Annotated in this window: 10 protein-coding genes; 6 read left to right on the plus strand and 4 right to left on the minus strand. The window is 61.0% G+C overall.

The window, feature by feature from the left end; genetic code table 11:
* Positions 1 to 478 precede the first annotated feature (478 nt).
* Positions 479 to 1912: a basic amino acid/polyamine antiporter gene (locus ACKI1H_RS18325; protein ID WP_440465855.1), complete on the plus strand. Its 1434-nt coding sequence runs from the start codon at positions 479 to 481 to the stop codon at positions 1910 to 1912.
* A 1760-nt stretch (positions 1913 to 3672) separates the two neighbouring features.
* On the opposite strand, the gene ACKI1H_RS18330 is transcribed toward ACKI1H_RS18325, so the two are convergent.
* The 4 genes from ACKI1H_RS18330 to ACKI1H_RS18345 all read right to left on the minus strand — a co-directional run bounded on the left by ACKI1H_RS18330 (position 3673) and on the right by ACKI1H_RS18345 (position 6763).
* Positions 3673 to 4530: a helix-turn-helix domain-containing protein gene (locus ACKI1H_RS18330; RefSeq protein WP_440465856.1), complete on the minus strand. Its 858-nt coding sequence runs from the start codon at positions 4528 to 4530 to the stop codon at positions 3673 to 3675.
* A gap of 289 nt (positions 4531 to 4819) precedes the next feature.
* The gene (locus tag ACKI1H_RS18335; RefSeq protein ID WP_440465857.1) at positions 4820 to 4954 is read right to left on the minus strand and encodes a hypothetical protein; all 135 of its coding nucleotides are present in this window, start codon (positions 4952 to 4954) and stop codon (positions 4820 to 4822) included.
* A gap of 86 nt (positions 4955 to 5040) precedes the next feature.
* Positions 5041 to 5694, minus strand: a complete 654-nt coding sequence (locus tag ACKI1H_RS18340; protein ID WP_138525646.1) for a hydrolase — start codon at positions 5692 to 5694, stop codon at positions 5041 to 5043.
* 205 nt (positions 5695 to 5899) lie between these two features.
* Positions 5900 to 6763, minus strand: coding sequence for a LysR substrate-binding domain-containing protein (locus tag ACKI1H_RS18345; RefSeq protein ID WP_440465858.1), 864 nt, complete (start codon positions 6761 to 6763; stop codon positions 5900 to 5902).
* A 138-nt stretch (positions 6764 to 6901) separates the two neighbouring features.
* Here ACKI1H_RS18345 and ACKI1H_RS18350 point away from each other — a divergent pair, with 138 nt between their 5' ends.
* From ACKI1H_RS18350 to ACKI1H_RS18370, 5 genes are all read left to right on the plus strand, one after another.
* The gene (locus ACKI1H_RS18350) at positions 6902 to 7348 is read left to right on the plus strand and encodes a putative quinol monooxygenase (protein ID WP_440465859.1); all 447 of its coding nucleotides are present in this window, start codon (positions 6902 to 6904) and stop codon (positions 7346 to 7348) included.
* Positions 7349 to 7388: 40 nt separating this feature from the next.
* Entirely contained in the window at positions 7389 to 7850 is a 462-nt protein-coding gene (gene alaE / locus ACKI1H_RS18355; protein ID WP_440465860.1) for an L-alanine exporter AlaE, read from the plus strand.
* Positions 7851 to 8447: 597 nt separating this feature from the next.
* On the plus strand, positions 8448 to 8978 hold the full coding sequence (locus tag ACKI1H_RS18360; protein ID WP_440465861.1) for a sigma-70 family RNA polymerase sigma factor: 531 nt from the start codon (positions 8448 to 8450) through the stop codon (positions 8976 to 8978).
* Positions 8975 to 9934 carry a FecR domain-containing protein gene (locus ACKI1H_RS18365; protein ID WP_440465862.1) on the plus strand — a complete coding sequence of 320 codons (960 nt, stop codon included), beginning with the start codon at positions 8975 to 8977 and terminating at the stop codon, positions 9932 to 9934. Before ACKI1H_RS18360 ends, ACKI1H_RS18365 begins: the two co-directional genes overlap by 4 nt.
* A 103-nt stretch (positions 9935 to 10037) precedes the next feature.
* Positions 10038 to 12470, plus strand: coding sequence for a TonB-dependent siderophore receptor (locus ACKI1H_RS18370; RefSeq protein ID WP_440465863.1), 2433 nt, complete (start codon positions 10038 to 10040; stop codon positions 12468 to 12470).
* Positions 12471 to 12486 lie beyond the last annotated feature (16 nt).

A 12486-nucleotide genomic window follows, 5' to 3' on the forward strand; every position in this document is an offset into this window, starting at 1 on the left:
GACTAATTGCAGCTTTCGGGCAGGTTGGATGCGCTCGTCTTACCTGGCATGAGCGGCTTCTCCTCATGATCCGCTCGCCTGGGTTTCACCCCGTTGCCATGGTCGATTTGAAAATGGTTGAAACTTCAGATATTGCCGGGCATCCCTCGCAATGCGGTGCTGAAGGCCTGCGAGCAACACCCTGGCGGAGCGTTGCCGTCGACGTCTGTGCAGTGGCTGCGTGAAACCAGCTGACTTGTACCGCTGAACAGCCCGTACCCTTGTTCGGCAGATTGGCCAGCTGCCACTGCCTCTCGTTGTGCCGCTCGCAGAGCAACGGTATGGCCGAGAAACTTCTGAAAACGGTGACGCTCGGCAACTTCTGCCTCATGCCCGATGTGCGTTATGTCTGTGGCTATACTCTGCGCCAGCCGAGCCACCTGCCTCGCGCAGCATCTGCAAGCCTTTCCCATGGCAGCCAGGGATATTGGAGGTCAACGTGAGTGAACGCCCCGTCACCAAGCTCTCTCTGCTTGCGCTTTTCGCGATGGTTGTCGGCTCCATGGTCGGTGCTGGCATCTTCAACCTGCCGGGACGCTTCGCCATCGCGACCGGTCCTTTCGGCGCCATCATCGCCTGGGCGATCGCCGGCACCGGAATGTACATGCTGGCTCGGGTGTTCCAGACCCTGGCCGCGAAGCGCCCGGACATCGACTCTGGCGTCTTCGCCTACGCCAAGGCCGGGTTCGGCGACTACGTAGGCTTTCTGTCGGCATTCGGCTACTGGCTGGGCAGTTGCCTGGGCAATGTCTTCTACTGGGTGCTGATCGGCTCGACGCTCGGGCGCTTCTTTCCCGAGGTCTTCGGCGATGGCAGCAGCGCCCCGGCCATCGCCGTCTCGCTGGTCGGCATCTGGCTGTTCCACTTCCTCATCCTGCGTGGGGTCGAGCAGGCCGCCTATATCAATACCGTGGTGACCATCGCGAAGATCGTGCCGATCCTAGTGGCCATCCTCTCGTTCATCTTCTTCTTTCACTACGATCAATTCGCCGAGAACTTCTTCGGCGGCACCGGCATGCCGGAGAAGCCCCTCCTGCAGCAAGTGCGGGACACGATGCTGATCACCGTCTTTGTGTTCATCGGCATCGAAGGGGCCAGCGTCTACTCGCGCTATGCGCGGACTCGCTCGGACGTCGGTCGCGCCACCATCCTGGGATTCGTCGCCGTTACCGGCCTGATGGTGGCGGTAACCCTCCTGCCTTACGCCGTAGCGCCACGGGCGGTCATCGCAGGGGTTGCCAATCCTTCGTTGGCGGGGGCCTTGGAGCTGGTCGTCGGCCACTGGGGGGCGGTGTTCATCTCGATCAGCGTCCTGGTTTCGGTCCTCGGCGCCTACCTCGCCTGGTCGCTTATCTGTGCCGAAGTGCTGTTCGCCGCCGCCGGCTCCAAAGACATGCCCAGGGTCTTTGGGACGCAGAACGCCAACGCGGTTCCGGCCAACGCGCTCTGGCTCACCAACGGGGTGGTTTCCTGCTTCGTCATTTCGACGTTCTGGTCGCGCGATGCCTTCAACCTCATGCTGGACATGACCAGTGTCACCGCACTGCTGCCGTACTTGCTGGTTGCCATCTACGGCGTGCAGGTGGCGCGCGGCGGCGAAGGCTACGAGCACACTTCCGGCGAGCGAGGACGCGACCTGGTGATCGGTGCGCTTGCCGTTATCTACACCCTGTTCATGTTCGTGGCTGCCGGGCTCGAATATGTTCTGCTGATGGCAGTGCTCTGCCTGGCCGGTACGGTGCTTTATTTCTGGGCCAGGAAGGAGCAGAGCGCTCGGCTGTTCTCCGGTGTCGAGTTGTTGATATTCGTAGTGACGATTGCTGCCGCTCTCGGCGGGATCTATGGCTTGGTGACCGGCACCATCAAGATCTAGGCCCCGCGGACGCCCCATGCATCTCTCTCAAACCCGTTTCCGGGGCAGTACTTAGTCGCTTGAGTCGCGCCGGCGCATTGTGTCGAATCGGCAGTTGCAGGCACCCACGCGGACGGCAGGTCGCTTTCATGCGCCCATTCCAGAATCCGGCGGCGCTCCAGAGAAATCTCGGTTGAAGGAGCTGCAGTTCGCTCCCCTCAGAATCAGGTACGCACTACAGCTGGGGTTCCGAACGCACTATTGGCAGCCGGTTTGCGCGGACGGATCATTTCTTCTAGTTCTCGAATCAGAAAAGAGGGGCAACTCAGTTGATTATTAATGACAGGTGGCGGACTTGGAAAGATACTCATTTTAGTCTCCACGTCAATTGGCTTGCCAATTCTCTTGGCGATTCTCCGGAGTGAGCTATGACCCTCAATAAGCTTCAAGTCGTGCGCATCACTCGAACCGCTTCGTACAATGACAATTTGGTCGCCGAGCTATTGCTAGAACTCAGCGAATTAGCATCTGACGAGCACTTGGCACTCCGTACGCTTGGCATGATTCAACAGATGAGGGATGACTCCAAAGCGCTTGAGGAGGTCTCCACCTCCATCATGGGAGGATGCGTAGCTCTCTGCTTTCACTCGCCAGCCTATCGCTCCGCCAATTGCATAATCTGAAAGAATATGCGCCCCCGACCCGCCGTACCAACCGCGCGCTATGCGAAGCAGTTGAGATATTCAGTGCTCTGTTTATTTCTACCGATGTAGGCTAACGATTCCACGTATCAATACCTCGCTTCATCTAAGCCATTTGTCGTGCATTAACTATATGCACGTCCACTTCTGGCCGATTGCTGCCGGTAACAGATTCGCCCAGAAGTGGATTTCTTGAATAGGGAAATCAACTCAGTATAAAGAGCGCGCCCCTACAGCTTTGAATTCCGAGACCATAAGTCAAGATCGCTACCGCAGGCGGCAACTATATAGTTGCCACACCATGAAAATCCGTACGCCCTTAGATGTTCGACGTAAATTATCCTGCATTCCGTTTGATGGCCTGGTACGAGTGGGCTTTTGAATGACTTGCTGAGAATGAGGTTGCTTTCAGGCCAATTTGGATGCACCACCTCCAAGCAGTCCCCGGCGCTATTGCCAAGCGGTAAGCCGCCTCCAGAAATTCCACCAAGCGGTACCAGTTCATCTGCAGTCACTCCGATTCCCTGGCAATGCAGTCCTACCTTGCTTAACCCTGCGTAGGCTTCGTAATCGCGCGCTATTTTCTCGCCTGTCTCGCAGTCAATTAGGCCTCGCCCAGCGCTCGACACCACTAATAGGTACGGGCCGAGCTGAGAAAACCCTACAGACTCCAGCCCTCCAACTGCCATTGTCGTGACATGAGTCCATCCCTCAGGCTCCTTTTCAAAAGAAACCTGATCAATGAGCTGTATGAGCCGCTTCCGATTTTCTTCTTTGTATGTGTTCATTTTTTCGGATCGAGAACTAGAAAAAATTAAGCTGATTGTAAAGGTTTGCGGGTTGAAGTTTCACCGTCCGCTCCTGGCCGATACCCGCCCCTGGCAGGAGGCCGCATCCTGCGGGAGGTTGAGCGCCAGAGCGCGGACCATCACGGCAGGATCATGGTGGATACCCAGTGCCAATGATGCACATGCCGCGAGTGTTACCTCGTGGTGGGGGCAGAATCGGCCTCATCCATTTGAGTCCGTCTCCGGGAAGGGCAAAACCGTTGCGTCGGTTATCGCGTAGCGTCTGTGTCGGCTATTGGTCAGTCGGGCAATCACGCGCGAAACGACTGGCACGCCGCCAGCGTGCTGGCGGTGATCCCGTTACGCGCTGGAAAACTCGTGACATGTGCGACTGGTCGGCGAAGCCGCAGTCCTGGCTGATCCGGGCCAGCTCCAGGTCGGAATGCAGCAGCAGTTCCTTGGCCTTGTCCACGCGCATCTGCAGGCGCCAGTCCTGGGGATTGACCCCCGTGCTCTGGCGGAAAGCCCGGCTGAAGTGGCTGCGCGACAGGGAACACTCCCGCGCCAACTGCTCCAGCGAAAGACCGTCGGTCAGGTGGTGTACCAGCAGTTCCTTGGCCCGGCGCAACTGCCAGGGTGTCAGGCCCGTGTGGCCTCTCGTGGGCTGGCTGGCGTTGCCGTAGCGAGGGCCGATGTGCAGGGCCAGGGCGAGCATGACCTGGTCGATGAATAGCCGGTTGCCCTCGGCCGGCCGCTCCAGCGTTGGTAGCAGGGCCTGGGCCAGGTGATAGATCACCGGGTCGAGGATGTCCTGGGCACTGTTCAGGTTCGCGTGGCCGCGGATGCCTTCCTCGCGGAACAACTCATCCAGGCTGCTGCGCGGCAGGCCCAGGCGCACATTGTCATAGGCCGCCATATGCTGGCAGCGCAACTCCGCGCCCAGGTTGGCGATGGAGCTGCTTCCCTGGCGGTGCCCGCCGTTGTAGGCGAGCTGGCTACCGCGCCACAAACGGTGTGCGGGGAAGTCCTGCAGTTGCACGATGATGGCGAAACCATCGCTGCCGGGAATCTCAAGCACTTGCTGTGGGTCCGGCGCAAGGTTGCGGTTGCGCTGGATGGAGTAGGACTGGGACGCGGGAGGTGGGGACATCGAGAGATTCGCTCCGGCAAGCTCTGCTGGTGGGGCCGAGGGCAAGGATAGTGGGTTCGCCGGCGAACCGGCTGGCGGGGAGATGAGCGGGCTCGGAGCCTACGGGCGGTTACAGAAGGCGAAGCCGAACAGCCCAGGACGCTCCAGAGGCCCTGGAAGCCACTCATCAGCCTGCCCGAGCGACGCTCTGGCTCGTGACTGTGGCCTTGCGCGGCTCAGACGCCTGCGCATTGGAGAACAGCACTCCGCGGCTGAGCCTGCAGTCGCTGGAGGACCTGGCCATCGGCGACTAGTCCGGCGGCAGCGCAATCGCCACTGGCGCCTGGCGTTCAAAGCTGCCGCTGTCGGACACCCAGTGGCTGTCCAGTACGGTCAGCTCGCGCATGAGGGTTTTACAGGCGATGACACTGTTGGAGCGCGCCATGGCGGACGACCAGAAGGAGCAGCTGAGGGGTGAGGGGGCTTACTTCCGGAAAGTGGGAGCCGCCCCCGGGTGAGTGCAGGCGGCCGTCAGTGGCCTTCGCTGGCGTTGAACATGGACTTGGCGTAGATCAGGCCCAGGCCATAGGCGCCGCCGTTCTCGATGGCGGTCTTGACGGTCTGGTTGTAGGTTTCGCCGCGAGCCCAGTCACGCTGCAGCTCCAGCAGGTATTGCACGGAGGTCATGGGACGGGCGCCCAGTTGGATCATTCGTTGCATCGCCATCTCGTGGGCCTCGGTGGAGACATCGCCGCAGGCGTCGGCGATCACGTAGACCTCGAAGCCCTGGTCAATGGCCGACAGGGCTGGGCCGACGATGCACACGGAGGTCCAGAGGCCGGCGAGGACGATCTTCTGCTTGCCGAACCTGTTCACTTCCACGGCGATGCGCGGGTCTTCCCAGGTGTTCATGCTGGTGCGGTCGATGACGTTGTGGTCGGGGAAGACCGACTTGATCTCGTCGAACATCGGGCCGGAGAAACTCTTCTCGGCGACGGTGGTGAGGATGGTGGAGACGCCGAATTCCTTGGCCGCCTTGGACACCAGGGCTGCGTTGTTGCGCAGGGTCACTGCGTCGATGGACTGGGTGGCGAAAGCCATCTGCGACTGGTGGTCGATCATGATCAGGGTGTGATCGGAGGGGTTGAGCAGGGTCTTGCCAGGGGCGGCATGTGCAACGGCCATCGATAGGCTCCTGTTAGTCGGTAACAGCTGCCAGTGTGCGTACTGGATCGACGCGCATATTGGATCGTTGCGATTTTTTTGAACGCTTGTGTTTTGCCCGATGGGTTCAGGTTTGCGCGGATCTGCCATTTCGAACCATCCCGGCAGTCGGTTGGATGTCCGCGATGGTTCGTGGCTCGGGTCAAGTTGCTGAAGCAGCAGGCCGTCACGGTGATTGATGCGCGAACTCATAGCGTAACCACGACAGTACGCGTTGCGCCGATCTTGAGAGCTGGCCGCTGCGCTCAATCAAATGGAACGCTCGTCCGGAGCGGAGTCGATGGTCGGTCAGGCCCACCAGGCGCCCTTGTTCGATCAATGGCGTAACCAACGGTTCTATGCCGATGGCAACGCCATCCCCGCGCATGGCGCGCTCGTAGAGCAGCGCGGAGTCGACAGGGCGGATGCGGACCTCCTCCTTTTCAAGCTGATGTGCGTTCAGCCACTCCGCCCAGAATTCCGGACGATGGTTCGGTCCCAGTAAACGGTGTCGCAGAAGATCCGCAGTGTCGGTTATGTCGCTGATGTGATCCGGGCTCCAGACAGGGTAGAGGTGAATCGCGAGTGCAGGGCCTGTAGGAGCGGTTGCTGCCTTCGATAGCCGGATGACCGCATCCAGATTCCGGGCATCGAGGTCTTCCAGAACCGCTGAGGTCTGAACGTCGACTTCAATATCGGTGTTCTCGCGTTCAAAGCGACTGAGGCGGGGAAGTAGCCAGCGTGTGGCGAAGGTGGGAATCGTCGACAGTCGCACGACATGATCATGCTCACCTCTGGCGTCACGGCTGGCATGCCGGAGTTCCGCGAGTGCGGGGGCGACTCGGGCCAGAAAAGCCTCGCCCGCCGGGGTCACAACCACCCCTCGGGGCACTCGGTCGAAGAGGCGTACCGACAGGTCCGACTCCAGTTGTGCAATGCGTCGGCTCAGCGCCGGTACCGACATGGCCATTTCGTCACCCGCCGCCGCAAGGCTGCCGAGGCGGGCGACGGCCAGGGCCGCCTCAAGAGACCTGAGCGAGGGTAGCCGCATGCTGGGAACCTCCTGTATCCATCGCTGAACCTTTCACTTTCCGAAAGGCACTTGTCGAGATCGCAATTGTTCTCCGTTGACGACGAACAGAGACTCCTGGTGATCAGGAACACGAATCTGCACTTGGAGGATAAGGCAATGTCAGACCCTAAAGCTCCCTGCTTCCCCGGAGAAAGCCTCGTCACATCACCGGGCCCGGTTCGGGGCAACGAGTATTCCAGCGGCGGCCAGCTCCATCGAGGTGTCGAAGTGCTTGGTGAGAATGGCGACGAAGGGCCAAAGGCTTTCTACATCCACATCGAGGCGCGTCCAGGCAAAGAGGAAGCCGTTATCCAGATGCTGCGTGACATCCATGGATGCGTACTTGGTGAGCCCGCGACAGGGCCCTGGTTTGGTGTCCGTTATTCAGCGACTACCTTCGGCATATTCGAGGCATTCCCGAGTATTGCGGGGCGCGACGCGCATGTTGCCGGGGGCGGTGGGGACATTTTCCGCGACAGGTCCCGGATGAACGAGATTCTTGCCTATCCAGCCCAGGTGCATCGGGTTGATGTGCTGTTGGTCAAGGACCTGTTTGCCGGATAGGTGACTCGCAGCTTGGCAAGACCGGAATAGGAGGGGTGACTTGCTTCAACGCTCGCCATGGCAAAAGCGTCAAACCGCATTCATTGCCGACACCACTGCGCTGATCCTGTTTTTCACCACCACCGGGATCATCAATGAACGATTCCTTGCCGGCATGGCGTGGGACCAGGTGCTTCACGCCCGGATCCTGGGGGCGCTGCTGATGGTTCCCGTCGCGAGGCCATACGGCCTATGGAGGGATTGGGTGATGAAGCGAGCCACTGATCGCCGGATGTCCAGGCTGTTGTGGGACAGTCTCGCTCTGCTGAGTTTCCAGGTGCCGATCTATGCGGCGATCATCGCCAGTAGTGGTGCTTCAGGGGTGGGCCTGTTGCGAGGCACGCTCGGCGCAGCCGTGATGATGCTCGTTCTGGGCCGGCCTTATGGCGCCTTTCTCAACGGGGTGCGCAAGCTCTTTGGGGTGCCGGCTGGCGGCGATAAACCCATGTCGCTGAACAGTTGACCAGTCGCCATCAACTGCAGCGGCCAATCATTCGGGCGCCCAAGGAAAAACAACGATGAAGGCAGCCTTCTACCAGGTACAGGGCAGCACCCGGGACGTACTCGAGGTAGGGGAGGTTGCTGAACCTGTCCCGGGCAGGGGGGAGTGCGAAGACGCGTTGTCGTCTTGGGGCTGAATCCGAGTGACATCAAGGCAGCAGCCTATGTGCCCGAAGTCGGGACGAGGGTGCGCCTGGATCAGATTGCCGACGCCCATGAGGCAATGGAGTCCGCTGCGGTGATCGGCAAAATCCTTGTCGAGGTCACGAGCGACGCTCGGTGAGGACTTGTCTGCTGACGCAGAAAGGCGATTCGCTGTAGCGAGAAATCGGCTGGGCGCGGAGTGCAGCGCTCGGTGCGCTATTGAGTTGGCATCGCTCCGATGTTCGTTATGGACCGATGGCTGTCCCTGGCGCGAGGCTGCTATCGACCGGAAGCGGACGTCGCCAGGCGAATGTCGCCGCAAGAAAATCCCTACAGCGCATTGACGAAGGTTGCCCGGATTTCTCCAGGGTTGATATGATAATTATTCCTATTTGCACCTGGAAGACGATTGGCGATGACGAGCCAGGGCCCGATTCGGCAACTGGAGGTAGGCGACCTCTATAAGGAACAGCACCGTTGGTTGCGTGGCTGGTTGCGCAGCCGTGTGGATTGCAGCCAACTGGCGGCTGACCTGGTGCAGGACGTCTTCGTCCGCCTGCTCGGCAGTACCGACCGGCAGGGGCGCATCGAGGCCATGCGTGAGCCGCGAAGCTTTCTAGCGACGGTCGCGCGCCGGTTGATGATCGATCACTACCGCCGTCAGCGCCTGGAGCGCGCGTGGCTGCTGGCCCTGGCCGAGGCGCCGGAAGCCCTGGACATATCCGAAGAGGATCGCCTGATCCTCATGGAGACCCTGGCCCAGCTCGACGCCATGCTTGCCGCGCTCGGTGACAAGGTGCGCCAGGCCTTTCTGTTGTCCCAGCTCGATGGCATGACCTACCGCTGCATTGCCCAGACCCTTGGAGTGTCGCTCGTTACGGTGAACCGCTACATCGCGAAGGCCTCGCGGCATTGCATGCTCTACAGCCTGGAGCACGGCTTGTGAGCGGCGCCGGCATCAGCGCTGCGCAACTGGATTCCATCGAGCAGGCGGCGGACTGGTTCAGCCTGTTTGCCAGCGGTGACGCCGTTGCTGCGGATCGCGAAGCCTGGCAGCGCTGGCTGGATGCCTCCCCGCACAACGGTTGGGCCTGGCAGCAGGCTGAGAGATTGCAGCGACGCTTGCAGGGGATGCCTGGTGATTTCAGTGGCCGGGTCTTCGGCCTGGCGCGCGAGGACCGGCGCAGCAGCCGTCGTACTGTTCTCAAGGGCATGCTGCTGGCCCTGGGGACGGGCGCGCTCGGGCTTGGCGGCTACCGCGAATTCGAGCAGGGCGCGCTGTTCGCCGATTACAGCAGCGCCATTGGTGAGCGACTGCCGGTCACCCTCGCCGATGGCAGCCAGTTGCTGCTCAATACCCAGAGCGCCCTGGATGTCGCTTATGCCGACGGGCAATGCTGGGTGACATTGCGCAGCGGTGAAGTGCTGGTAAACGCCGTGGCGGGTTCGCGCCTCAGCGTGGCAACGCGGCAGGGCGACGTCCGGGCCGTGGGCGGGCGTTTTTCGGTGCGCCAGTTCGATGTTGCCACCCAGGTGGAGGTCTTCAGCGGACCTGTGCAGGTGCAGCCGAGGAACGCACTGGCCGTCACCGCGCTGGATCAGGGGCAGGCCTGTCTGTTTGATGCAGCCGAGGTGGTCTCCCTGCGCACGGCGGATTACGCCGCAGACGCCTGGTCCCGTGGACTGCTGATCGCTAACGACCAGCGCCTGGCCGACTTCCTGGCCGATCTGGGTCGCTACCGACCTGGCCTGCTGCGCTGTGACCCGCAGGTGGCGGACTTGCGCCTGAGCGGCACCTTCGAGCTGGACGACCCCGAAGAGACTTTCCGTGCGCTGACCAGCGCCTTGCCGGTGCGGGTGGAGCGCCGCACACGCTTCTGGATTACGGTCACGCCGGCCTGATCCGCAAAAATAATTCATGTCGGGTGATATCAATTCGCATCTTCGTTCGACCCATGAAGGACGGCCGATTTGAGCGGTCGGTGACCATGAGAGAAGGACGACGATGAACTCCCCGCATACCCCCAAGGTAAATTCCCTGCACCCTCTGCGCGCTCGTGTGCGGCTGGCCATCCTTTGCTCCGCTTTGCTGGCGCCACTGCCGACGCTGGCCGATACGCAGCGCTACCAGATTGCTGCGGGTGATCTGGGGCAGGTGCTGACGCGTTTTGCCGCCGAGTCGGGAATCGTGCTGTCGTTCGATTCGCGATTGACCCGCGGTCTGAACAGCACGGGTCTGGATGGCAGCTTCCCGGTAGAAGAGGGGCTGCGCACCTTGCTGAGCGGAACGGACATCCGCGCCGTGCGGGAAAGCGATGGTCGCTACACGCTGGTGGCTGCATCCACCGAAGGTGCGCTGGAAATGGACGCCACTTCGGTGATCGGCCAGGGGCTGGGGGAAACCACCGAAAACACCGGTTCCTACACCACGGGTAGCAACAGCACGGCCACCAAGCTGCCGCTGTCGCTGCGCGAGACGCCGCAGTCAGTCACGGTGATGACCCGACAACGCATCGACGACCAGGCTCTGGCCGACCTCAATGACGTTGTGCAGAACACCCCGGGCATGGTCATTCGGCGCACCGGACCGGAGCGCTCCACCTATTACGCCCGCGGCTTTGCGCTTGACAACATCATGTACGACGGCCTGCCCACCAGCCTCGACAGTTCCCAGTTGTCCCAGGACTTGCTTTCGGCAGACATGTCCATGTACGACCGTGTGGAGGTGGTGCGCGGTGCCACCGGCCTGATGCAAGGTGCCGGGAACCCCTCGGCGGCGATCAACCTGATTCGTAAGCGTCCGACGTCAACGTTCCAGGCCAGCATCCAGGGCAGCGCCGGTACCTGGGACCGCTATCGTACCGACCTCGACGTGTCCGGTCCGTTGACCGACAACGGAGCCGTGCGCGGTCGGCTTGTCACCGCTTACCAGACCCAGGGCAGCTTCCGCGATTCTCTGGATAACGAGCGCAACCTGTTCTACGGGATCGTGGAGGCCGACCTGAACGACAGTACGACCCTCACGGTCAGCGCTTCGCGCCAGCAGGACGACTACAACGGTAACGGCTGGACCGGCCTGCCCGTCGGCTTCGACGGCAGTGACCTGAAGCTGTCGCGCTCCACCTCCCTGAGCAATGACTGGGAGTATTGGAACAAGACCAGCACCTCCGCGTATGCCGCCATTGAACACGCCCTGGACAACGGTTGGAAACTCAACCTGTCGGCCACCAAGACCTGGGCCGACCTGGACATGCTGGGCACCTACATACTGGGGCGCACCGCCACCCAGACCTATGACCAGTACGTCGGCGCCGGCCATTACCGGGAAAGCCAGAACAGCTTCGATGCCTACGCCAGCGGCCCGTTCCGCCTGCTGGACCGCGACCACGAACTGGTGGTCGGTGCCAGCCATCGTCGCGTGGTGTTCAATGGCGACGTGCCGGTAAACGTGCTGCTGCACAGCAATATCGACATACACAACTGGAACGGCGACACGCCGAAAGTTGCCAGCCAGACCAAGTACGGTTGGCAGAACACCAACGCGAAGCTCAACAGCGCTTACGCGGCTACCCGCCTGAGCCTGGCCGACCCGCTGAAACTGATTCTGGGTAGCCGCCTGGACTGGTACGAAAACGATACCAGCGCCCCTTATAAGGGCACCGAGACTGAACTCAAGGTCAACCGCCACGTCACCAAGTACGCCGGCCTGGTCTATGACCTGGACGCGCATCACTCGGTGTACGTCAGCTACACCGACATCTTCAAGCCGCAGAGCTACTTCGATACCTCAGGCTCGGTCATCGAACCCATCACTGGCAAGAACTACGAACTGGGCATCAAGGGCGAGTATTTCGAGGGTGCCCTGAACGCCTCGGCCGCCATCTTCCAGCTGGACCAGGAGAACCGCGCCAAGGCCATCACCGACCAGAGCATTTGCCCCAGCTACCCCACAACCTCGTGCTACGAGGCGGCCGGCGAGGTGCGCAGCAAAGGTATCGAACTGGAACTGCAAGGACAGCTCACGCCCAACTGGCAACTGGGTGCCGGTTACACCTTCACCGAAGCCAAATATCGCAAGGATGCGAACAAGGCCAATGAAGGGCGGCTGTTCGATACCGACATACCGCGGCACCTGTTCAAGATGAGCACGACCTACACCTTGCCCGGCGAGCTCAACCAGTGGCGCATTGGCAGCTCCCTGTACCGGCAGAACCGCATCTACAACAAAGGCACCACCTACATGGTCGAGCAGGACGCCTTCACGCTCGTGGACTTCATGGTGGGGTTCAAGCCGACTGCCCATATTGATGCGCAGCTGAACCTGAACAATGCGTTTGACAAGAAGTACTACAACTCGCTGAGTTCCTCCGTCACGGTGCCAAGCAATGTGTATGGAGAGCCGAGGAACATGATGCTGTCGGTCAAGTACAGTTTCTGATGCAACTAGGCGTTCG

The organism is Pseudomonas sp. YH-1 (genome assembly GCF_051990045.1).
GTDB lineage: Bacteria > Pseudomonadota > Gammaproteobacteria > Pseudomonadales > Pseudomonadaceae > Pseudomonas > Pseudomonas nicosulfuronedens.

Bases quoted from the DNA above. Each gene is read 5' to 3' on its own strand.
- ACKI1H_RS18330 (WP_440465856.1), bottom strand. From the start codon at position 4,530: ATGTCCCCACCTCCCGCGTCCCAGTCCTACTCCATCCAGCGCAACCGC.
- ACKI1H_RS18335 (WP_440465857.1), bottom strand. From the start codon at position 4,954: ATGGCGCGCTCCAACAGTGTCATCGCCTGTAAAACCCTCATGCGCGAG.
- ACKI1H_RS18340 (WP_138525646.1), bottom strand. From the start codon at position 5,694: ATGGCCGTTGCACATGCCGCCCCTGGCAAGACCCTGCTCAACCCCTCC.
- ACKI1H_RS18345 (WP_440465858.1), bottom strand. From the start codon at position 6,763: ATGCGGCTACCCTCGCTCAGGTCTCTTGAGGCGGCCCTGGCCGTCGCC.
- ACKI1H_RS18350 (WP_440465859.1), top strand. From the start codon at position 6,902: ATGTCAGACCCTAAAGCTCCCTGCTTCCCCGGAGAAAGCCTCGTCACA.
- ACKI1H_RS18360 (WP_440465861.1), top strand. From the start codon at position 8,448: ATGACGAGCCAGGGCCCGATTCGGCAACTGGAGGTAGGCGACCTCTAT.
- ACKI1H_RS18370 (WP_440465863.1), top strand. From the start codon at position 10,038: ATGAACTCCCCGCATACCCCCAAGGTAAATTCCCTGCACCCTCTGCGC.